We start from the raw sequence: 21,288 nt of genomic DNA on the forward strand, positions 1-21,288 counted from the left end.
CTGCGTCGTGGAGTGGCGATGATGGATCAGGAGCGAGCGCGCGTCTATCACCGCGTGCAGCTCTGGCTCGCGGCGGCGCGCCTGGGCCTGGGCGCGGCCTACCTCGCCGCGCTCTTGTCCTGCGGCTGGGCCGCCCGGCTCGCAGACGCCGTCGCGGCACTGACGCCACGCTGGTGGCTGCAGCTGGCGGCCGCGCTCCTCGTGCTCGGCGGCAGCTACCGCCTGGCCACGCTCCCGCTGGCCTGGCTCGCCGGGTTCTGGCTGCCGCGGCGCTTCGGACTGCTCCACCAGGGGCTTCGCCAGTGGGCGCTCGACGCCGTCAAGGTGGCGGCGCTCGGCGCGACGCTCGGCCTGGCCGCGGCCGAGATCGTCTACGCTCTCCTGCGCGCGAGCCCGTGGTGGTGGCTCTGGAGCACACTCGCCTTCCTGGCGATGTCGACAGTGCTGACGCTCGTGGCCCCCGTGTGGCTCGTGCCGCTCTTCTACCGCCTCGAGCCTCTGCCCGACCCGGCGCTCCGCGATCGGCTGGTGAGGCTCGGCGCGAGGGCCGGGGTGCCGGTGATCGGCGTCTGGGTCGCCGACCAGTCGCGCAAGAGCCGCACCGCGAATGCGGCCGTGACCGGCCTCGGCCGGACCCGCCGCATCATCCTCTTCGACACCCTCCTGGCCGGGTTCACCCCGGACGAGATCGAGGCGGTGCTCGCCCACGAGCTGGGCCACCACGCCCACGCCGACATCTGGCGGGGCCTGCTGGTCCAGAGCGCGCTGACCTTGGCAACCTTCCTCGCGGCTGACATCGCCCTCAGAACTGGAGCCGCGGCGCTCGCGCTCCGGGGCCCGGCCGATCTGGCGGGGCTGCCGCTCCTCGCCCTCATCGTCCTGGCCCTGAGCCTGCTCGCGCTGCCGCTGGGCAACAGCTGGTCCCGGCGCGTGGAGCGGCAGGCCGACGACTTTGCCCTGCGAACCACCGGCAACGCGCCGGCCTTCATCTCGGCCATGGAGCGGCTCGGCACCCTGAACCTGGCCGAGCGCGAGCCACATCCGCTGAAGGAGTTCCTTCTCCACTCGCACCCCTCCATCGGCCGCCGGGTGGCGCGGGCGCAGGCGGGCCCGGGATCGCCCGGCTGACACTGTCCCGCCCTGTGCCGTCTCCCCAGCAACGGTCGCCCCGGGCCGAGACGTCGGACCTCCTTTCGGGACGGGCCTTTGCCGTGCGCGGCCCGTGGCACCGGACTTGCTCTCGGGTCTTCCTACAGGGAGGGCGCGATGCCGCTGACGGCCGAAGCCATCATCGAGACCGACGGAGGTTCGGGACGGCCCTTGCCCACGCTGATCCGTCACCTGCGCGTGCTCCGGGCCGTCGGAGAGGCCGTGAACTCGTCGCTGGATCTGGAGCAGGTGCTCGAGCGGTCCCTGGAGGCCGTGACCCAGGTCACGGGCTACGAGATATCGAGCCTCCACCTGGTCTCCGCCGACGGGGCGCACCTGGTGCTCCAGGGGGACCGTGGACTGTCCGAGCGCCTGCGCGAGATCAACCGCGTCCTGCCCATGGGAGCCGGGCTCATCGGCGGCGTGGCGGCCTCCGGGATCCCGCGGCGGCTGCGGGAGGTCGCCCGGGCAAAGGATCTCCTGCCTGCGGCGCGCGAGGCCGTCGCGGCCGACGCGATCCGCGCCTTCGTCTGCGTGCCGATCCGGGCCCGCCACCGCATCCTCGGTACGCTCTCCCTGGGCCGGCGGACGGAACACCGCTTCAGCAGCGCCGAGCTCCATCTCCTCGAGTGCGTGGCCGACCAGGTCGGCCTGGCGCTGGACAACGCCCGCCTCCACTCGGAGTCGCGCCACCAGCTCCAGGAGCTCGAACGCACCCGGAGCGCCACGGTACGGGCCGAGCGGCTCTCGGCAGTGGACGGGCTGGCCGCGGGAGTCGCCCACGAGATCAACAACCCGCTCACGATCATCCTCGGCCAGGTGCACGTGCTGGTCCAGGGTGAGCCGACGGCGGCCGCGGTCCTGCAAGGACTCGCCGTCATCGACGCGGCCGCCAGGCGCGCCGCGAGGATCGTGAAGGATCTCCGTCGGTTCGCCGAGCCGAGCCCCGCCCACCGCTCCCCGTGCTGCGTGGCGACGGAGATCAGGAGTCTGCTCGGCCAGGAGGCGCCGCGGCTCGAGGCCGCGGGCATCGCCATCCGGCTCGAGCTCGGGGAGGCGCCGGTCATCTGGGGCGATGCGGCCCAGCTCCGTCAGGTCCTGGCCCACCTGGTGGACAACGCCCGCCACGCCATGGCGGCCGCGCACGGGTGCGGCACGCTCGGCGTGCGCCTCGCGCCCCTGCCGCGCGGGGTGAGGGTCGAGGTCGCCGACGACGGACCCGGCATCGCCCCGGAGCACCTGCCGCGCATCTTCAATCCGTTCTTCACGACCAAGGGGCCCGACGAGGGGCGCGGGCTCGGCCTCAGCGTCTCCTACGGCATCGTGAAGGAACACGGCGGCAGGCTCTGGGCCGAGAACCTCCCGGGCGGCGGCGCCCTCTTCGTCGTCGAGCTCCCCGTGAGCCTCAGGCGTGTGGAGCGCGCGCCCCGCGCCTAGCCGCCGCGCACCCGCTGCCTCGCCGAGCGTGAGACCGGCCCCGACAGCCCGACCTTCTTCCTCCTCTGCGTCCAGTCGCCGTAGCAGCCCCGGGGGTGCTGTGGTAGGCTCGGCCCTGTTCCCGGCACCCGACCCTCAACCCATCCGGAGGCCCTCATGAGCGCCATCAAGGACGCGATCGCTCAGGCGGTGGACCGCCTGGGCAACGAGCTCGAAGCCCTCTCGCACCGGATCCACGACGCCCCGGAGCTCGGCTTCCAGGAGACGCAGGCGTGCGCATGGCTCGGCGAGTTCCTCGCCGCCAAGGGCTTCGGGGTCGAGACCGGAGTGGGCGGTATCGCCACGGCGTTCCGCGCGACCATCGAGGCAGGCAGCGGCCCGACCATCGCCATCCTCTGCGAGTACGACGCGCTGCCCGGCATCGGGCACGCCTGCGGCCACAACGTCATCGCCACCTCCGGCGTCGGCGCGGGCGCCGCGCTGGCCGCGGTCAAGGACAGGCTTCCCGGAGGGCGCGTCCAGGTCATCGGCACGCCCGCCGAGGAGGGCGGGGCAGGAAAGGTCCGGCTCATCGAGGCCGGGGCCTTCAAGGACGTGGACTGCGCCATGATGATCCACGGCTTCGACCGCACCCTGCTCCATTCGGATCTCCTCGGCATCGTGCGCGTCACCTTCGAGTACACCGGCCGGGCCTCGCATGCGTCGGCCGACCCATGGGCGGGGATCAACGCGCTGGACGCCTGCATCCAGACCTTCAACGCCATCAGCATGCTGCGCCAGCAGGTGCGCCCGGACTGCCGCGTCCACGGCATCATCACCAATGGCGGCGCGGCGGCCAACATCATCCCCGAGTACGCCGCCGCCACGTTCTACGTGCGCGCCCCTCGCATCGACGGCATGTGGGATCTCTACCGACGTGTCGTGGCCTGCGCCGAGGGCGCGGCCAGGGCAGCCGGGGCCGGCCTGAAGGTCACCCAGCACTCCGACACTGTCTACGAGCCCATGAAGCGCAACCAGACGCTGCTGGATCTCTTCGCCGCCAACATGGCCGCGGTGGGCCTCACCGAGGGGGAGCCGATGCCCGATCGCTTGGGCTCCTCCGACATCGGCAACGTGAGCCAGGTGATCCCGGCCATCCAGCCGATGATCGGCATCGCGCCCGCAGGCACGGCCATCCACACGCGCGACTTCGCCGACGCCGCCGTCACACCCCTGGCCCGCGCCGGCATGCTGGCCGCCGCCAAGACGATGGCCATGACGGCGCTCGATCTGCTGGCCGATCCCGCCAGGGTGCGGGCCGCCAAGGAGGAGTTCGCCCGGTGATCTTCCACGACGACGCCGACATCGCCCGGGACGATATCGACAGACTCGGCCGATGGAGACGCGACGGAGGATCATCACCCAGCTCAGGGGGCGACGGCGGCGCGGCCGATGCGCTCGAGTGGACCATCGACCGCTTGCCAATCTGACGACGAGATCCCACGGCGGGGCCCCACCCCGGCCGAGGGACGGACCCGAGGAGACAACGATGGCAGTGATGAGCGACACGCTGGAAGCGGCCAAGCGCAAGATCGTGGAGACCGTGGAGTGGCTGGCCGACGACCTCGAGCAGCTGAGCCATCGGATCCACGACAATCCCGAGCTCTGCTTCAAGGAGGAGAAGGCGGCGGCCTGGCTCACGGCATTCCTCGAGAAACAGGGCGCCGCGGTGGAGCGCGGAGTGGGCGGGCTGCCCACGGCCTTCCGCGCGACCATCCCCGGTCAGGGGCCCGGCCCCACCATCGCCATCATGGCGGAGTACGACGCCCTGCCCAATATCGGGCACGCCTGCGGCCACAACGTCATCGCCACCTCCGGGGCGGGCGCGGGGGCCGCGCTCGCCGCCGCGCTCCGGCCGCTCCCCTTCCCCGGGCGCATCCAGGTCATCGGCACCCCCGCCGAGGAGGGCGGGGCGGGCAAGGTGCGCCTCATGGAGGCCGGCGTCTTCAAGGACGTGGATGCCGCCATGATGATCCACGGGCGTCCCGGGACGCAGATCTGGCGGCCGAGCCTCGGTATCGTCAAGGTGACGTGCGAGTTCTCCGGGCGGGCGGCGCACGCCTCGTCCTGGCCCTGGCGCGGGGTCAACGCGCTCAACGCCATGATCCAGCTCTTCGTCTCGCTGGACATGATGCGCCAGCAGGTCCGCCCGGACGCCCGCATTCACGGCGTCATCACCAAGGGCGGTGACCAGGCCAACATCATCCCCGAGTACACGGCGGCCGAGTTCTACCTGCGGGCGCCCACGCGCGACTACTGCCAGGAGCTGCTGCGCCGCTTCGAGGGCTGCGCCACGGGCGCCGCCACGGCCACCGGCTGCACGGTCGCGGTCACCCCCGACCCCGTCATCCACGACCCGCTCAAGCCCAACTTCACCATGGCGGCCCTCTTCGGCAAGAACCTGGAGCGCATCGCCTTCCCCGTGGATCCCGACGACGGCCAGGCCGGCTACGGCTCCACCGACTGCGGCAACGTGAGCCAGGCCCTGCCGACCATTCACCCGTACATCCGCATCTCGCCCGACGGCGTGCCCGGCCACTCGCGCGAGTTCGCCGAGTGGGCGAAGTCGCCCCTGGCCCGGGCGGGGATGGTGGCGGCTGCCAAGACGCTGGCCATGACGGCGGTGGACCTGCTGGCCGATCCCGAGGCGCTCCGCAAAGCCAAGGAGGAGTTCGCGAAGGCGCAGGGGTAGCAGGCCCAAGGCGGCAGCGGCCCGGCCAGCGGCTCTTCAGAGCAGGACGAAGAGATCGCTCCCCTTCAGGGCCCCATCGAACGTGGCGGTGGACTCGCAGCCAGCCCGTCGGTTGCGCCACCCCATGAGGTAATCGGCGAAGTCCCCGGGCCCCCGGCGATAGTCCTCCAGCGCCCGGCGGACCAGATCCTTGTCCTCGACGACGAAGTGCGTCGTCCGGAGGATCGCTTCCAGGACACCGGCGACCGTCGCACGATCGGCCCTGTACTTGTCCCGCAGCACCCAGACCAGCTCGCAGCACATGACCACGCCGATCGCGCAACGCTCGCCGCGGGCCACCACCTCGTCGATGAGCGCGGCGGCGCGCCGGAACTGCGCGGGATCGTCCTGCGTCAGATACCGGAGCAGGACGTTCGTATCCAGTCCCGTCATGGCCGCCGGCGGTGGTGCCCGACGATGGCCTGATCCATCTCCGAGAGCGTCACCGGCCGGCGGCCCGGCCGATAGAGGAGCCCCTTGAGCTCGCTCACGTGCAGCGTCGCGGCCCGCAGCACCACCCGGCCATCGTCCTCGACCACGAAGTCGACCTGATCACCGGGCTTCAGCCGGAGCACGTCGCGGATCCGCTTGGGAATCGTCACCTGCCCCTTGCGGGTGATCGTCGAGGTCGGCATCGCATTACCTCCTTGAGGAATCCTTACTCCGCGTAAGGATACCACAGGTGCAGCAGACACGGGCCATGACGGCGCTGGACCAGCGGGCCCCCCCGGAGGAGCTCCGCAAGGCCAGGGAAGAGTTCGCGAAGGCGCACGGGCAGGCCGCTCCCACGCGAAGACGTATCGGAGTGTGCAGCAACCCGCGCGAGGCGCCCTCAGCTTCCTGCGCGCGCGGCGCCGAGCGTCTTCTTGATCTGGCCGAGGTGGTCGAGGACGTGGAGGCGGAAGACGATCGCATAGGCCTTCCAGTCCAGCTCCTCGATCCAGTGAAGCGGCTTCTCGCTCCCGTCGGCCGCCCTGGTGTTGACGACCATGATGAGGGGCGCGCGGGCGTCCGTCGTGTAGCCGTCGGGCACCGCGACGAGGGCGCCCAGGATCTCGGCGTGCAGCCCCCTCAGATCGCGCAGGAGATCGGGCCAGCGGCGGCCCATCGGGTCCGCCGACTGGAGCCCCGCCGGAATGGGCGGGCCTTCGGGCCGCCGCCCACTCAAGAGATCGCGCAGCTCGGCGATGCTCGGGCGGTGGGTTTCCACCAGGTGATCCACGATCTCCTGCACGCTCCACGCGCCGGCGATGGCGCGGCCGCGCGCCGCTTCTTCCTCCACCGAACCGAGCGCCTCCTCGATCGCCGCGAAGGCCGCGCCGACACGATCCCGGAGCTGGGCCGCGGTCAGCCGGCTCCCCTTCTGGTCGAGGTACTGGCGCGCCGTGATCTGCTCGGGGCGCAGGCTCACCGGGCGGCCTCGCGCCGCTTCTCGGCGGCGCGCTCGGCGCCGAGCCGTCCCTCCTCGCCCCCGGAGTGGTCAGCGTAGCGCATGGCGGCGGCCAGGGCACGGTGCCCCGCCTGCTCGGCGATGAGGCGATGCATGGCCTGGCAGATGCGGCGATAGGCGGGATGCCCCTGGGCCGCCGTGCGCAGCTCGATCAGGTGCATCGCTTCCCGCGCGTTCATCTCCATGTAGAAGCGCACGCGGTAGGCCATGGCGACGGCGTAGGGCGCGACGGTGGCGAGCCCGGCGTCGACCAGCGCGTCGTGCAGGGCGGCCGACTCCTCCATGACGCGCCGCCAGTCGGGGAGCGCGCCCGCCTCCTCGATGCCGTCGGCGACCACGTAGCCGTGGCGCGGGGACAGCGGCTGCCATTCCAGGGTGAGCAGCCGGTGGCGCTGGAGATCCCGGAAGGCGCCGTAGTCGCCGAGCACGTCGAAGCGGTAGGCGGTGCGCTCGAAGGCCCGGCCAGGCTTGTGACGGCGGTTCTCGCGGCGGCCGACATAGGCCGCGAGGACACGCCGGCGCTCCTCCGTGGTGAGCGTGTGCGCCAGGGCGAGGAGCTGATCGTCCGGAAGCTGCGATGCCGCGTAGAGCGCCGCCGCGACCACCTTGACCTCGCCCTCGGGATCCCAGTCGGTGAGCGTGACCTCCGGGCGCGGCTCCGGCGCGATCCCGGCGAGGAGCGCACGGGTCGCCGCCTCCGTGGCCTCGCGCGTGTCGCGGAGGTACTGGCTCCAGACGCCGCCGCGCTCGGGGCGCTCGAACCGCTGGAGGAAGGCGGGGATCACCTTGCGCAGCTCCGCGAGCATCATCTCGGCGTACTCCTGCACCTCGCGCAGGGGGTGGGCCCGCATCCTGAGCAGCAGGGCCTCCCAGGCCTGCCCGGTGCCGAAGATGCCCACGTTGGAGCGGGTGGCCGCCGGCAGAAGTCCGCGGAGGGAGTCCAGCGCCCTGGCGCGGATGGTCATCCGGTACGTGGCCTCGCTCTCGCCGGCCGGCGGCGGGAAGCGCTGGCTCCAGTACTCGCGCATGGGCTCGATCCAGCGCGCATAGGTCTCGAAGGCCCGGTCCAGCGTCTCCACGTAGCGCGCCCGCAGCGGGTGGCCCTCCAGCTCGGCGGGCACGCGGTACTTCCAGGCCCCACCCGGCCGGTCCGTGTGCGGCACGTAGCGCGTGGACTGCTCGAGGTAGGCCATGAGCCGCCCCCACTCGAGCACCTTGGTGAGAAGGTTCGAGGCGCCCTCGCAGGCAAGATGCACGCCGCCCAGCTGCGCCACGGAGTCGTCGCCGTAGTCGCTGAGGACGCGCTCGTAGAGGGCCTCCGCGCGCGTGGTGCCGACGGAGGCCGTGGCGGCGGCCGGGGCCGCCTGCTCGAGGAACTCGTCGAGGAAGAGCCGGCGCAGCGACTTGGCCGAGCGCGAGTAGCGGGCGAAGAGCGCCCCTTTCACGACCTCCGGCAGGTTGACCAGCGCGAAGACCGGCCCGTCGAGATTCGTGAAGTACGGCGCGAGGCGCGCGCGCTCCTCGGCGGTGAAGGTCTCCACCGGGATGGGCTCAGCCGCGCCCGAGGTACGTGTCCCCGCCGGTGAACATGTCCTCGCGGGGCGGGGCGAAGATGTCGACGACCTCCGTGTCCTCGGGAAAGTAGGCCTCGTGGGGCGTGTTGCCGGGAATGACGCACAGGTCTCCCGCCACGCAGGTACGCCGCTCGCCTCCCAGGCTGAACTCCATCCGGCCCGAGAGCATCCAGAAGATCTGCTCGTGGGGGTGCTGATGCACGGCGGCGCGGGCGCCGGCTTTCATCGTCCAGAAGACGACCATCTCCTTCTCGCCCACGAGGATCTTGCGGGTGATCTTGTCGCCGATCTTCTCCTCGGGCAGCGTCGTGAGGGTTGCGTAGCCTGTCATCACGGGAACTGTCATGGCGGTGGGCCTCCTTGTCATCGGGCCTCGGGGTGGCTAAGACCCTAGCCATCCCGCCGAGGCAAGTCAAGTCTCCTCCCCCTCGCGTTGACCCCGCCGTCGGGGGCATGGGATAATCCGCGCCATGCGGCGGCCGCTCCTCCTCGCCCTGCTCGCGCTCATCCTGGCCGGGTGCTTCGCGTTGAGGGCCGGCCAGGAATTCCCCTCGCCCGAGCCCCTCATGATCGTCGTGGGCAAGACCGACAAGGCAGCGCTGCGACGCATGTTCGGCGAGCCCTACCAGGTGGGGCTCGACAGCGGCGACCAGACATGGCGCTGGTTCTTCGGCCAGCGGGAAGCGGGCGCCGAGATCAGCAAGGACCTGTCGGTGCGCTTCGCGGCCGACGGCACCGTGAAGTCCTACTCGTTCACGTCGAACTTTCCCGAGGACATGAGGCGGCTCAAGTAGCCGGCAGGAGATCTCCCCATGAGCGGCATCGACCTCAAGGGCGTCATCCCCGCCACGGTCCTGCCGATGACGCAGGACGCCGAGATCGACGAGCCGGGCCTCCGCAAGTACATCCGCTGGATCGCCGCGCAGGGCATCAAGGCCGTGGCCGTCAACGTGGACACGGGCGAGGGCCTGCACCTCTGGCACGACGAGAGGCTCTCCGTGCTGCGCATCTACAAGGAGGAGCTGTCCGGGCGCGGCGTCCCCATCGTGGCGGGTCTCGGCGCCTCCTTCACGGCCCAGGCCGTCAAGTACGCCAAGGAGTACCGCGAGGCCGGTGCCGACTGCCTCCTGGTCTTCCCGATCACCGCCTACCTGGGACAGCCCCTGTCGTCCGAGGTGCCGTACCACTACCACAAGGCCGTGGCCGACGAGGTGGGCCTGCCCATGATCCTCTTCACGCTGCAACCCGCGCTGGGAGGGACGAACTTCGACGACGAGACGCTGGCCCGGCTCATGGAGATCCCGCAGGTCGTCGCCATCAAGGAGGCGCTCTTCGACGCCAAGCGCTTCCGCGAGATCGTCACGGTGGCGCGCCGAGCGCCGCGGTCCATCACGGTGCTGACGGGCAACGACAACTTCATCTGGGAGTCCTACCTCCTCGGCGCCGAGGGGGCGCTGCTGGGCGCCTGTGCCGTCACCACGAGGACCCACGTGGACGTGTATGAGGCGGCCATGCGCGGCGACTGGGCCACGGCCCGCGCCAAGGGCGACAGGATCCAGAAGCTCGTGGACGCCGTCTTCGCAGCGCCGGTACGCGACTACCGGGCCCGCGCCAAGGAGGTGCTGGTGATCCAGGGCATCCTCGCCCACGGCCACATGCGGCCGCCCCTCCTCCCCGTGGGCCCGGAGGATTGCCAGCGGCTGAAGTGGGCGCTGGAGGAAGCCGGGGAGCTGTAGTGCCGGACCCGATTCCGGCGCTCCTGCCCACCACGGTCCGCGGCTCCCATTCCCTGCCCCGCTGAGGCGACTGCCATGATTCCTCTCTCGGGACTCATGAAGGGGCTCACCGAGAATCTGGCGCTCCTCCTCTCCCTGGCCTGCATCTACGGCCTCCTCTGGTCCTCCCTCCGGCGCGCCCGCCCGGCCGCCTACACCCTCGTCAGCGGTGCCGCCTTCGGTGGCATCGCGGTGGCCGGCATGGCCATGGGCATCGAGGTGATGCCGGGGGTGATCCTTGGCCAGCGCGTGGTCATCATCGGCATGGCCGGGGTGTTCAACGGCCCGGGCTCGGCGGCGGTGGCTGCTGCCATCGCAGTGGCATTCCGCCTGGCGCTGGGGGGGATCGGCGTCGTTCCCGGCGTGGGGGCGATCGTCACGGCGGCGCTCATCGGGGCCCTGGTCCACCGGCGCTGGGGCGACCGGGTCGCCGAGTTCGGGATCGGCCGGTTCCTGCTGCTGGGCTGGGCGCTCTCCGTCTCAGGCCTGCTGTGGACGTTCGCCATTCCAGACGTCGCGCTCGCCTGGCGCCTGCTCGAGCGTTTCGCGATTCCGGTGACCATCTTCTACCCGCTGAGTACCGTCCTCCTCGGGCTCCTGCTCTCCTATCTCCAGGTGGAGCGCCGGCGTCTCATCCGCACCGAGGCCTCCATCGAGCACTCCCGGGAGGCGATGTTCTGGGTGGACGCGACCGGGCGCATCGCCGACGCGAATGCCGCCGCCACGCACCTCTGCGGCTACTCGCGTGACGAGCTCCGCGGCATGCCCATCGGCCGGCTCCACGAACAGGGCTCGAGCGCGCGGTGGCCGGTGATCTGGCGCAAGGCCGAGACGGAGCGGCTGCTCCACGTCGAGTCCGAGCTCCGCGCCAAGGACGGCCACGTCGTGCCCGTCGACATCTCGTGCGCGTTCGTCGATCTCAAGACCGACGCCTACCTCTCCTACTGCCTGCGGGACATCAGCGAGCGCCGGCGCGCGGAGCAGGCCACCGCCGCGCTCGCGGCCATCGGGCGCGAGCTGACCGGCACGCTGGACGTCGCCGAGGCGGCGCGCCGCGTGGTCTCCACACTGCTTCCGTTCTTCGGGGTCAGGCGCTCGATGCTCCATCGCTTCGAGCCGGCCACGGGCGCTCTCGTCTGCGTGGCCGCGGCGGGCGAGCTGGATGCCAGCCGATGGCTCGGGCAGGCCGCTCCGGTGGGCGTGGGACTGGCCGGCCTGGCCGTGGCCGAGGGCCGGCCCATGTGGTGCGCCGACATCCTCGCTGATCCGCGCCTCGTCGTGCCCGGCTGGCTCAGGGCATGGGTCGAGCTCGACGGCGGTCGCGCGGCGATTGCCGTGCCGCTCAAGGCCCACGGCGAGACGGTGGGGGCGCTGGTCCTGGCGGATCTGCCCGGGCGGAGCTTCACCGAGCAGGAGCGGCTGATGCTGTCGGCCTTTGCCGACCAGGCGGCCCTGGCCCTCCGGAACGCGGGGCTCTTCGCAGAAACGGCGCGCCGCCAGCGGGAGGCCGCGGAGCTGGCCCGGGTGGCCCGGGCGCTCACGGAAAGTCTCGACGTGACGGAGATCGCCGAGCGGATCGTGGCAGGTGTGCCGTCGGTCCTCGGTGCCCGTTACGTCGTGATCAGGCGCCTGGCTGCCGACGGCTCCCTCGTCGTGCTGGCCGCCGCCGGCCCGGCAGCGCCGTTCTTCGAGCCGGGGCACGCGCAGCCGGCAGGCACGGGGGTGGCAGGGCGCGCCGTGGCCGCGGGCCGCCCCGTCTGGACCCGCGACGTGCGCTCCGATCCCGACATCCCGCTGGACGACGACCTGCACCGAAGGCTGGCGGACTCCGGGATCTGCTCCGGCCTGGCCGTCCCGATGAGGGTCAAGGGCGAGACCATCGGTGCGCTCATCATCGGAGACGCGGCCGCCCGGGATTTCGCTCCGGCGGAGATCGCGCTGCTGGAGGCCTTCGCCGACCAGGCGGCGCTGGCGCTGGAGAACGCGCGCGTCCACGAGGAGGCGGGGCGGCGGCGGCGGGAGGCGGAGGTGCTGTCCGAGATCGCCCGTTCCGTCAACGCCTCGCTCGAGCTGGACAGCATCCTCCAGCGGGTGGTCGAGGGCGCCAGGGAGCTCTGCCGGGCCGATGCCGCCTCCATCTCGCTCCGGGACCCGGCCTCGGGGGAAATGGTGTACCGGCGCTGGACCGAGCCCCGGCCGAGAGGCCACGGCGCGACACGGATCGTTCCAGGCAAGGGCGCCGGAGGGCAGGTGCTGCTGACCGGCCGCCCCTTCAGGACCGACGACTACCTGAGCGATCCCCGGATCGACCAGGAGTTCGCCGAGTCAGTGCGGACCGCCGGCACCGTGGCAGTGCTCGTGGTGCCCATCAGTATCGACGAGGCCATCGAGGGACTCCTCTATGTGTACAACCTCGCCCCCCGTCCGTTCAGCGACCGGGACGAGTCCATCCTGTCGCGGCTGGCCGACCACGCGGGGGCAGCCATCCGGAATTGCCGCCTCTACGCCCAGGCGACGGAGCGCGCGCGGAGACTCCAGACGCTCAGCCAGCTCACCGCCCTCATCACGTCGGCCCGCGAGGGCCCGGAGGTGTTCAGGGCCGTGGCAGGAGCCGCCGTCACGCTGCTGGGGGCCCGAACGGCGCGGGTCTGGATCGCCGATCCCGACGCGCGCGTCCTCAGGCCCGCGGAGAGCTTCGGCGTCGAGCCCGAGGCCGAGCAGCGGCTGCTGGAGATCTCCCTGATCCCCTTCGGGGGTGGCATCGCCGGCCAGATCCTGGAGACCCGGACGCCCGAGTACATCGTGGACTGCCAGGTCGATCCCCGCTGGCTGAACCCGCGCTTCGCCCGTGAGCTCGGATTGCACGGCTACGCGGGCCTCCCCCTCACCGACGGGGACCGCGTGGCCGGGGTGCTCGCCATCCTCTTCGGCGAGCCCCGCCATTTCGGCACCGAGGACAGGGAGCTGATCGCGCTCCTGGCCGACCAGGCCGCCATCGCCATCCGGAATGCCCAGTTCCACCGGCGGGAGCAGGCAGCCCTGGCCGAAGCGCAGGCCTCCGAGGCGCGCTACCGGGGTCTCTTCGACCACACGCCCATCGGGCTCTTCCGCACGACGCCTGACGGCCAGATCCTGGATCTCAACGCCGCCGGTCTGCACGGGTTGAGGCTGCCCGATCTCGAGACCGCGCGGCGCATCCCCATCGACGATTTCTTCGTGGATCCGCAGGCGCGCCCGCGCGGTCACGCGGTCGCCCTCCGGGAGGGCCAGCTCCGCGACTTCGAGGTGCGGCAGCGCCGCTTCGACGGCTCCATCGGCTGGTTCCGGATCAACGCCCGGACTGTGCGCGACGGGGAGGGACGCCCCGTCGCCTTCGAGGGAAGCACCGAGGACATCACCGCCCGGAAGGACGTCGAGGACGCCCTGCGCCAGCGCACGAAGCGACTGGAGATGCTCCACGAGCTGGAGTGGGCCATCCTCGCGACGCAGTCGCCGGAGGCCATCGCCGAGGCGGCGCTGCGCGGGGTCGCCCAGCTCATCCCGTGCCAGCACGGGAGCGTCGCCGTCCTCCATCCCGGCCGGAGCGAGCCCACCGTGCTCGCCACCTACGACGGCGGCCACGCCCGGCAGGGCGCAGGCCCGTGCATCTGGACCCCGCTGGTCCGCCACATGGAGGCGCTCAGGGAGGGCCGGCCCCATCTCACCGAGGCAGTCGTCAGCGCAGAGCCCCCGGGGATCCGCTCTTACCTCACGGTGCCCATGCTGTTCTCGGGGGAGCTGGTGGGGGCCGTGAGCCTGGCCGTCGACGGGGCTCGCGGGTTCACCCCCGAGCACGTGGAGATCGCCCGCGAGGTGACCGACCCGCTGGCCGTGGCCATCCAGCAGGCCCGGCTGCACGATCAGGTGCGCACCGCCCATGGCGAGCTGCAGCGGCTGACCGGCCGGATCGTGGAAGCACAGGAGGCGGAGCGCCGGCGCATCGCCCGCGAGCTGCACGACGAGGTCGGCCAGGTGCTGATCGGGCTGAAGCTCAACCTGGAGGCGAGCGCGCGCCTGGCTGACGAGCCGGCCCGAGCGCGACTTCGCGGGGCGCAGGTCCTGCTCACCGATCTCATCGGCCGGCTGCGGGATCTCTCCCTCGATCTGCGGCCCCCGATGCTCGACGACCTCGGCCTCGTGCCCGCGCTCCTGTGGCTGCTCGACCGGTACACCGCCCACACGCGGGTCCGCGTCGCCTTCAGGCACGGGGGCCTCGAGGGGCAACGCTTTCCCCCGGAGCTCGAGACGGCCGTGTATCGTATCGTCCAGGAAGCCCTGACCAACGCCGCCCGGCACGCCGCGGTGGACGAGGTCTCGGTGCAGCTCTGGACCACCGGAGAGCTCCTCCACATCCACGTCCACGATGAGGGGAAGGGCTTCGACGCCGACAGCGCCCCGGCCTCCGGGCTGTCCAGCGGGCTCGGCGGGATGCGCGAGCGGGCCGCCGTGCTGGGCGGCCGCCTCGCCGTCGACTCCCGCCGCGGGCTCGGCACCCTCGTGGCGGCGGAGCTGCCCCTGGGGGCCCGGGTGAGCGCGGGGCAGGGGTCGCCATGAGCCCGACGACGATCGTGCTGGCGGATGATCACGGCATCGTGCGGCAGGGCGTGCGCGTCCTCCTCGAGGCCGAGCCCGATCTCACCGTCGTCGGGGAAGCGGCCGACGGGGTCGAGGCCGTCAGGCTCGTGGAGCAGCTCCGACCGGCGGTGCTGGTCGCCGACGTGATGATGCCTGGGCTCACCGGGCTCCAGGTCACTCGCGAGGTCCGGCGTCGCTTCCCGCACACCCGCGTGGTGATCCTCTCCATGTACGCCAACGAGGCCTATGTGCTGGAGGCGCTCAAGAACGGCGCCGCCGGCTACGTGCTCAAGGAGGCGGGCGCAGCCGACCTCGTGCGGGCCATCCGCGAGGCGACGGCAGGCGGGCGTTACCTCAGCCCGCCGCTCTCCGAGCGCGCCATCGAGGCCTACGTGGAGCGTGCCCAGGCCACCCCCCCGGAACCCTACGACACCCTCACGCCCCGGGAGCGCGAGATCCTGCACCTCACCGTCGAGGGGCTGAGCAGCACGCAGGCCGCAGCCCGGCTGGCCATCAGCCCGCGCACCGTGGAGACCCACCGGGCCAACCTCATGCGCAAGCTCAACCTGCGCCGCCAGACGGACCTCGTGCGCTACGCGCTCGAGCGGGGCCTCGTACCGGTGGAGGGGCCGCCGCGCCCGCAGTCGTGAGGTCTGCAGCCGACATTCGGTACGTGGACTTCGGCGTCAACGCGCTCAGCCAGGGGCTCTTGATCCACACCAAGTACCTCGGCGAGAAGGACCTCAGCTGCCGGACGGTGCGCGCCAGCAGCAAGGCGTGGACGGAGGCCGCCAGGCACCCCGAGGAGGCGGCGAAGATCCTCGTGGAGATGTTCCCCAAGGCGGGCGTCATCGCGCTGAACCTCTCGCAGTGGAAGGACACCGTGCAGCTCATGTACACGGCCAACACCAAGGGGAAGCCCGCCGGCTGGATGGCGGCGGCGGACTGGGACACCCTGCTGGGCCTGCAGAAGACCTACGGCAACATCCAGACCAGGGCGCCGGCCGACTACTACACGAACGACTTCTTCGACTGCAAGTCGCGGCGCAGGGCAAGAGTGCCCGGCGGGTCAGTCCGGCTCCTGAAGCCAGGCGGCGCACGTGTAGAGGAAGAGGCAGGGCGGGGCGATGCCACGGTTCCGGTTGGCCCACGGCTCGCCTCCGACGGAATCTTGGCCCGTGCAGACCGAGGGCGCGAGAGCCACGAGGAAGAAGGTCAGCCGGCGGAGACGCGCGAGCAGCATCCCGGTTCAGCGCCGGTATCGCCAGCGGCTCGCTCGCACGGCGTCGAGGAGGGGCGAGGGCTCCAGGTCAGCCATCTCATCGCGCGTGTAAGGAAAGATGTCGACTCCCACCGGGAATGCCCCGGGCAGGAGGTCGGGAATCCTGTCGCGAGGCGGCCTGACTGAGGCCGTCAGGACAATGAAGAGATCGACGTCGCTGCCCGGGGCCCAGGTCCCCTTCGCGAACGAGCCGAACACGATGATCTCCTCCACGTCCGGACGTGTCCGGAGGATATCCGCCGCATAGGCGTCCACCGCTCGGCGCACCCCGGCTTCATCGACGGATTTGATCACGACAGAAGCCAAGGATCCCCTCCGCGAGGGCGATGGCCCTGTCGGCCTCGCCGCGGGTGTAGAGGTCGGCCGGCGCACCCCGCTCGAAGCCGTTCGGATACCGCGTCGGGATGTAGTGCTTGTCCAGCTCCTTCGCGTGGTCCATCAGCGCCTCGTCCGGTCGAGCCGGCCCGGGCAGACTCGCGAGAAGCACACTCAGGGTGTGGCCCCAGGCATCGAGGTGAAGCTTCTGGAACAGCGCCTTGATCGCCTTCTCCGCCGCTTGGTGGGAGGCGAACGCCGCCCAGTCGTAGTCCTTGTCCTCCCTGGCGTGATGGGCGTGGCGAAGGTCGGCTTCGGCCTGCCTCAGCCAGTCCCGCGAGCGTTCTGCCATCTGCACACGCCTCCCGTTAGCGGTCCCGGCCATCTTAACCCGCGGCAGGCTCAGCGTGTAGCCGCCATGAACGTCGCGGCCCCAACCCCGTCGCGGGCGACCTCGGCGCCAATCGGATGGGACCGGGGCAGGCTCGGCACGAGCGCCCGTTCCCGGAAGCGGGCGGCAGCCGGATGCCCGCGCCGAGTCTCGATCTCTGCGGCGGCGGAGTCCGCCGGGGCGGGACCATCACGGGGCTGCCGGGGTATAATGCCGCCCGGATCATCTGCGACGACCTGGGCCTCGCGCCCTGGTGGACCCCGCCGGATCCGGGGGCACAGTGGGCCGCACTGCACCGGACAGACCGTCGAAAGGACCGCGCATGGCCAGGCTCAGGATCGGCTTCATCCCCATCGAGGGCGGGCAGTTCTACCGGGAGGCCCTCGAGGAGGTGGTCCGCGGCGAGGACCTCGGCTTCGACTCGATCTGGATGGAGGAGCACCACTCCGTCCAGGACCACTACTGGCCCTCGCCGCTGACCGTGCTGGCCGGCTTCGCCACCCGCACCTCCCGCGTGACCCTCGGCACCGACATCCTGGTGGCGCCCTTCTACCACCCCGCACGGCTGGCCGAGGACGTCGCGATGCTCGACGTCATGTCCGGCGGCCGCGTCGTGCTCGGCGTCGCCATCGGCTACAAGCCGGACGAGTTCGCGCTGTACGGCGCCGAGATGGAGAAGCGCGGCGCGCGCTTCGAGGAGCAGCTCGCGGTGATGAAGGGGCTGTGGACCCAGGACTGGCTCTCCTTCAAGGGGAGGTGCTACCAGGTGGAGGGGCGGCTCGAGCCCAGGCCCGTCCAGAGGCCGCACCCGCCCCTCTGGATCGGCGGCTGGGGCGAGCTCACGCTGCGGCGAGCGGCCACGCTCGGCGACAACTGGATCCCCGGACCCACGGCCGAATTGCCGCGGCTCGTCGCCGGCAAGAAGCGGTTCCTCGACAACCGCGCCCGGGCCGGGCTCACCGCGCCCATCACGGAGTGGCCGCTGACCCGCGACGTCATCATCGCGGACACGGACCGGGAGGCGCGGGAGCTGGCCGAGCGGCACATCATGGTGTCCTACCGCAAGGAGTACGCCGGCGGCTGGAAGCACCCCTTCATCGACGCCTCCATCGCCACCAACCTCGACACCGTGATGAAGGACCGCTTCCTCATCGGAAGCCCCGACCGCGTCGTCCAGGCGCTCCGGCCCTTCGTCACGGAGTACGGGATGACCCACCTGATCTGCCGCCTCTTCTTCCCCGGGATGCCGCATGCGCACATCATGCGGGAGCTCGACCTCCTCGCCCGCGAGGTCATGCCGGCTTTCCGGTAGCCCTCCGCATGACAGCGGCCATCGGGCTCGCGCTCAAGGCGGCATCGTGCCACGTGCGCAACCTCCGCACGCGCCTGCCGTTTCGCTACGGCGCCGTGACGCTGACCCGCTTCCCACTGCTCCACCTGGCAGTGGAGGTCGAGGCCGCGGACGAGCGCCGAGACGGCGGCTTCGCTGCCGACAACCTCCCTCCGAAGTGGTTCGACAAGGACCCGGCCAAGAGCTTCCGGGACAACGTGGCCGACCAGCTCGCCTCGATCCGCGCGGCCCACGAGGCCTACCTCTCCGGCGGCGAGGCCGAGGCCTCTCTCCGGATCGACGGGGGCGCGCTCGCGGTGGGCTCGCTGCAGGCGCCAGGCTACGGCGTGGCGTTCCACCCCGATCTCGACTCCCTGACCCCGCTTGCCGAGTGGAGCTTCGACTCCCTCGAGGCCGCCCCATGATCGCCTATCGCCCGGGGCGCTCGTTCGCCTGGAACACGGCGCATTCCCCGAAGCTCCCGGCTCGCCCGCGCCGGCTGCCCGCAGGGCCGCCGGTGTTCCTCTTCGGCCGGACGATCGAGTGCGCCGTGGGCATCTCTGCGGGGCCCCTGCCCAACGCGCAGTGGATCCAGGCCTATGCGCGCCTGGGCTACGGGCTCCTCACCTACAAGACGGTGCGCACGGTCGCGCGCCAGGCCTTCGTCCAGCCCAATCTCCTCTTCTGCCGGCTCGGCGAGCCCTCGGTGGCGGAAGCCCGGGCGCCCCGGAACCCCGACCCGGCGGCCATCACCTGGGCCGTGTCGCTGGGGCTGCCCTCGGCCGATCCCGAGGTGTGGCGGGCCGACGTCAAGCGCGCCCGCTCCCGGCTCGGCGAGGGCCAGCTGCTCATCGTCAGCGTGGCGGGCACGCCCATGCCGGGCGGCGACGGGGAGCAGCTCGCGGAGGACTACGCGCGCTGCGCCCAGTGGGCGGCCGAAGCGGGCGCCGACGTGGTGGAGGTCCACCTCTCCTGCCCCAACACCATGGGAGAGCACCCGCGCATGATCTTCGAGGACAAGGAGCTCTCCGCCCGGATCGTGGGGCGGGTGCGGCAGACCCTCGGCAGCCATCCGGTGATCGCCAAGCTCGGCGCCACGCCGAGCCCGCGTACTCTTCACGAGCTGGCGACGCGGCTGGCCCCGTGGCTCGACGGCTTCATCCTGGTCAACGGCCTGCAGCGGCGGGTCGTCAAGGAGGACGGCGTCCCGGCCTTCCCCGGTGCCGGGCGCGAGCTGGCGGGTGTCTCGGGGGCCGCCATCTACGAGCACTGCCGCGTGCAGGTGGAGGAGCTGATCGCGTGGCGCAAGGCCGGCGCCTGGAACCGCACCATCCTGGCCGTGGGCGGCATCACCACCGTGGAACGCGCCCGCGACATGCTCGCCGCCGGTGCCGACGCCGCCATGGTGGCGACCGCGGCGCTGGCCGACCCCCTCCTCGCCGCGCGCTTCAGGCAAGCGCGGTAGCACCGGGCTCGCGGACGTGTGGTGCGTGCCCGCCCGATCTTTCTCTCCTCGACCCCGTTGATCTTGGCAAGGACGGGGAAGCGCGGGCCCTGGAGATCTCCCGGGACGGGCCAGCGGCTTACCCCAGAGGTTCTTGGGCTTGGCTGTGTGTTCTTCAGCCCGTTCATCCACGCGCTCGTCGGCCCGCTCATGCTACGATCCCATCGAGGAGGTGATGACGCATGACGGCGCGTGAAGCAACCGCCGAGGTGTTCTGGGCGGCCTTTCGCACCTTGCCTCGCGCATCCCGCGAGGCCGTGCTCGGCCGACTGCTCCGGGACCGCCGCACCCGCGAGGATCTCCTCGACGTCGCAGTGTCTCTCGGGCGGGCCAGCGAGAAGAGCATTCCGTATGAGAAGGTGCGCGCGCATCTCAGGAAAACCGGGCGGCTGTGACCTACGCCGTCCTCATCAAGCCCTCGGCCAGGCGAGAGCTTGAAGCCCTTCCCGACCACGCGCTCCGGCGTGCCGACCGCGTCATCGCCTCCCTGGGCGCTGATCCCCGCCCTCGGGGCTCCGTCAAGCTTCGCGGCATGGCCGACCTGTTCCGGGTGCGGGTTGGCGACTACCGCGTCGTGTATCGGGTCGACGACGTGACCCGCGTCGTGGAAGTGACCAGGATCGGCCACCGGCGGGACGTGTATCGCTGAGATTGTGATACGCTCTCGCCGATGCGCTGGCTCATCGTGCTGCCCTTCGAGCGCCCCGAGCACATGGTCGTCGACTTCCGCGACGCGCTCGGGGGGCTCGGGCACGAGGTCCGGACCTTCGCCTACCGGCGCGACAACGCGCTCTACAAGAACCGGGGCACCAAGGCCGCCTACCAGCTCTGGATCCTCAGGCGCCTCGAGCGGGAATGCGCCGCGTGGCGCCCCTCCCTCGTGCTGGTGGTCAAGGGGGGCCCCATCACCCCTGGCGTGATCCGGCGGGTGAAGGCGAAGGTGGACACCCTCTTCCTCAACTTCTTCCCCGACAACCCGCTCTGGATGATCCCCTTCGAGTGCATCGAAGCCTACGATCTCTTCTTCACGAAGGAGCGCTACGCGCTCCGGGCGCTCCAGGCGGTGGGGCTCAGGAACCTCCACTACCTCCCGCTCTACTGCGTGCCCGAGATGCACCACCCGGTGACGCTCACGGCGGAGGAGGAGCGCACGCTCGCCTCCCCGGTGGCCTTCGTGGGGAGCCACTACCCGTACCGTGAGCGGTTCGTCCGCGAGCTGGCAGGCTACCCGTTGCGGCTCTGGGGCGCCGGCTGGCACGGCGCCGCCTCCCCGGCCGTGCGGTCCATGGCCGGGGGCGGGCCCGTCTGGGGGCGCGCGAAGCTCGCCGTCTACTCGGGGGCCACGCTCTCGCTGAACCATCACCACCCCATGAACGACATCGTGGGCGTCAACAGCCGCGCCTTCGAGCTGGCCGCCAGCAGCGCCTGCCAGGTGGTGGATCTGAAGGACGAGCTGCCGCATCTCTTCACCCCGGGCAAGGAAGTGCTGGCCTACCGGGACCTCGCCGAGCTGCGCCGGTTCCTCGACTACCACCTCGCCCATCCCGACGAGGCCCGTGAGATCGGGCATGCGGCGCTCAAACGCGCGCTGGGCGAGCACACCCTCCGCCACCGCATCGAGGAGATCATCGACGTCGTCGAGCAGCGCTTCGGGAAGCGGTAGGGTGCTGTCTCTGAGGTTCGTTGACAGGCGCCGC

The 21,288-nt window shown here is 71.4% G+C and carries 23 protein-coding genes; 15 read left to right on the forward strand and 8 right to left on the reverse strand.

The annotated features are described in order from the left end of the window. The first annotated feature begins 21 nt into the window (after positions 1 to 21). From HYV93_05895 to HYV93_05915, 5 genes are all read left to right on the forward strand, one after another. On the forward strand, positions 22 to 1,128 hold the full coding sequence (locus tag HYV93_05895) for a M48 family metallopeptidase (GenBank protein MBI2525496.1): 1,107 nt from the start codon (positions 22 to 24) through the stop codon (positions 1,126 to 1,128). 138 nt (positions 1,129 to 1,266) lie between these two features. After that, positions 1,267 to 2,586, forward strand: coding sequence for a GAF domain-containing protein (locus HYV93_05900; protein MBI2525497.1), 1,320 nt, complete (start codon positions 1,267 to 1,269; stop codon positions 2,584 to 2,586). 156 nt (positions 2,587 to 2,742) lie between these two features. After that, positions 2,743 to 3,909 (forward strand): M20 family metallopeptidase, encoded by a 1,167-nt coding sequence (locus tag HYV93_05905; GenBank protein MBI2525498.1) that lies wholly within the window; start codon positions 2,743 to 2,745, stop codon positions 3,907 to 3,909. Next, positions 3,906 to 4,055 carry a hypothetical protein gene (locus tag HYV93_05910; GenBank protein ID MBI2525499.1) on the forward strand — a complete coding sequence of 50 codons (150 nt, stop codon included), beginning with the start codon at positions 3,906 to 3,908 and terminating at the stop codon, positions 4,053 to 4,055. Before HYV93_05905 ends, HYV93_05910 begins: the two co-directional genes overlap by 4 nt. A 59-nt stretch (positions 4,056 to 4,114) precedes the next feature. After that, entirely contained in the window at positions 4,115 to 5,317 is a 1,203-nt protein-coding gene (locus HYV93_05915; protein ID MBI2525500.1) for a M20 family metallopeptidase, read from the forward strand. A gap of 36 nt (positions 5,318 to 5,353) precedes the next feature. Here the strand turns inward: HYV93_05915 and HYV93_05920 are convergent, their stop codons facing one another. The 5 genes from HYV93_05920 to HYV93_05940 all read right to left on the reverse strand — a co-directional run bounded on the left by HYV93_05920 (position 5,354) and on the right by HYV93_05940 (position 8,726). Next, positions 5,354 to 5,749 carry a type II toxin-antitoxin system VapC family toxin gene (locus tag HYV93_05920; protein MBI2525501.1) on the reverse strand — a complete coding sequence of 132 codons (396 nt, stop codon included), beginning with the start codon at positions 5,747 to 5,749 and terminating at the stop codon, positions 5,354 to 5,356. Beyond that, positions 5,746 to 5,991: a type II toxin-antitoxin system PrlF family antitoxin gene (locus HYV93_05925; protein ID MBI2525502.1), complete on the reverse strand. Its 246-nt coding sequence runs from the start codon at positions 5,989 to 5,991 to the stop codon at positions 5,746 to 5,748. The genes HYV93_05920 and HYV93_05925 overlap by 4 nt, the downstream gene beginning before the upstream one ends. 197 nt (positions 5,992 to 6,188) lie before the next feature. Continuing rightward, positions 6,189 to 6,767 carry a hypothetical protein gene (locus HYV93_05930; protein MBI2525503.1) on the reverse strand — a complete coding sequence of 193 codons (579 nt, stop codon included), beginning with the start codon at positions 6,765 to 6,767 and terminating at the stop codon, positions 6,189 to 6,191. Further along, positions 6,764 to 8,353 (reverse strand): FAD-dependent thymidylate synthase, encoded by a 1,590-nt coding sequence (locus tag HYV93_05935; protein MBI2525504.1) that lies wholly within the window; start codon positions 8,351 to 8,353, stop codon positions 6,764 to 6,766. Before HYV93_05935 ends, HYV93_05930 begins: the two co-directional genes overlap by 4 nt. A gap of 4 nt (positions 8,354 to 8,357) precedes the next feature. After that, on the reverse strand, positions 8,358 to 8,726 hold the full coding sequence (locus HYV93_05940; protein ID MBI2525505.1) for a cupin domain-containing protein: 369 nt from the start codon (positions 8,724 to 8,726) through the stop codon (positions 8,358 to 8,360). Positions 8,727 to 8,850: 124 nt separating this feature from the next. Here HYV93_05940 and HYV93_05945 point away from each other — a divergent pair, with 124 nt between their 5' ends. The 4 genes from HYV93_05945 (at position 8,851) to HYV93_05960 (ending at position 15,419) form a co-directional block, all read left to right on the forward strand. Continuing rightward, complete coding sequence (locus HYV93_05945) at positions 8,851 to 9,174, forward strand: lipoprotein (protein MBI2525506.1); 324 nt, start codon at positions 8,851 to 8,853, stop codon at positions 9,172 to 9,174. Between the two features lie 18 nt (positions 9,175 to 9,192). After that, positions 9,193 to 10,116: a dihydrodipicolinate synthase family protein gene (locus HYV93_05950; GenBank protein ID MBI2525507.1), complete on the forward strand. Its 924-nt coding sequence runs from the start codon at positions 9,193 to 9,195 to the stop codon at positions 10,114 to 10,116. A 75-nt stretch (positions 10,117 to 10,191) separates the two neighbouring features. Continuing rightward, complete coding sequence (locus HYV93_05955; protein MBI2525508.1) at positions 10,192 to 14,748, forward strand: GAF domain-containing protein; 4,557 nt, start codon at positions 10,192 to 10,194, stop codon at positions 14,746 to 14,748. Next, a complete protein-coding gene (locus tag HYV93_05960) occupies positions 14,745 to 15,419 on the forward strand; it encodes a response regulator transcription factor (GenBank protein MBI2525509.1) in 675 nt (224 codons plus the stop codon). The genes HYV93_05955 and HYV93_05960 overlap by 4 nt, the downstream gene beginning before the upstream one ends. Positions 15,420 to 15,838: 419 nt before the next feature. Here the strand turns inward: HYV93_05960 and HYV93_05965 are convergent, their stop codons facing one another. Genes HYV93_05965 through HYV93_05975 form a run of 3 tightly spaced genes read right to left on the reverse strand, consistent with a single transcriptional unit; the run spans position 15,839 to position 16,718 of the window. After that, the gene (locus HYV93_05965) at positions 15,839 to 16,012 is read right to left on the reverse strand and encodes a hypothetical protein (protein MBI2525510.1); all 174 of its coding nucleotides are present in this window, start codon (positions 16,010 to 16,012) and stop codon (positions 15,839 to 15,841) included. 6 nt (positions 16,013 to 16,018) lie between these two features. Next, positions 16,019 to 16,345, reverse strand: a complete 327-nt coding sequence (locus HYV93_05970; GenBank protein MBI2525511.1) for a nucleotidyltransferase domain-containing protein — start codon at positions 16,343 to 16,345, stop codon at positions 16,019 to 16,021. Next, a complete protein-coding gene (locus HYV93_05975; protein MBI2525512.1) occupies positions 16,326 to 16,718 on the reverse strand; it encodes a HEPN domain-containing protein in 393 nt (130 codons plus the stop codon). Before HYV93_05975 ends, HYV93_05970 begins: the two co-directional genes overlap by 20 nt. Positions 16,719 to 17,079: 361 nt before the next feature. Here HYV93_05975 and HYV93_05980 point away from each other — a divergent pair, with 361 nt between their 5' ends. The 6 genes from HYV93_05980 to HYV93_06005 all read left to right on the forward strand — a co-directional run bounded on the left by HYV93_05980 (position 17,080) and on the right by HYV93_06005 (position 21,254). Further along, on the forward strand, positions 17,080 to 18,069 hold the full coding sequence (locus HYV93_05980; GenBank protein ID MBI2525513.1) for an LLM class flavin-dependent oxidoreductase: 990 nt from the start codon (positions 17,080 to 17,082) through the stop codon (positions 18,067 to 18,069). An 8-nt stretch (positions 18,070 to 18,077) separates the two neighbouring features. Next, on the forward strand, positions 18,078 to 18,512 hold the full coding sequence (locus HYV93_05985) for a hypothetical protein (GenBank protein ID MBI2525514.1): 435 nt from the start codon (positions 18,078 to 18,080) through the stop codon (positions 18,510 to 18,512). Next, complete coding sequence (locus tag HYV93_05990) at positions 18,509 to 19,552, forward strand: hypothetical protein (GenBank protein ID MBI2525515.1); 1,044 nt, start codon at positions 18,509 to 18,511, stop codon at positions 19,550 to 19,552. Before HYV93_05985 ends, HYV93_05990 begins: the two co-directional genes overlap by 4 nt. A 221-nt stretch (positions 19,553 to 19,773) precedes the next feature. Continuing rightward, positions 19,774 to 19,986, forward strand: coding sequence for a hypothetical protein (locus HYV93_05995; protein MBI2525516.1), 213 nt, complete (start codon positions 19,774 to 19,776; stop codon positions 19,984 to 19,986). Then, entirely contained in the window at positions 19,983 to 20,240 is a 258-nt protein-coding gene (locus HYV93_06000) for a type II toxin-antitoxin system RelE/ParE family toxin (GenBank protein ID MBI2525517.1), read from the forward strand. Before HYV93_05995 ends, HYV93_06000 begins: the two co-directional genes overlap by 4 nt. 21 nt (positions 20,241 to 20,261) lie before the next feature. Then, on the forward strand, positions 20,262 to 21,254 hold the full coding sequence (locus tag HYV93_06005) for a glycosyltransferase (GenBank protein ID MBI2525518.1): 993 nt from the start codon (positions 20,262 to 20,264) through the stop codon (positions 21,252 to 21,254). Positions 21,255 to 21,288 lie beyond the last annotated feature (34 nt).

The organism is Candidatus Rokuibacteriota bacterium (assembly GCA_016188005.1).
Taxonomy (GTDB): domain Bacteria; phylum Methylomirabilota; class Methylomirabilia; order Rokubacteriales; family CSP1-6; genus UBA12499.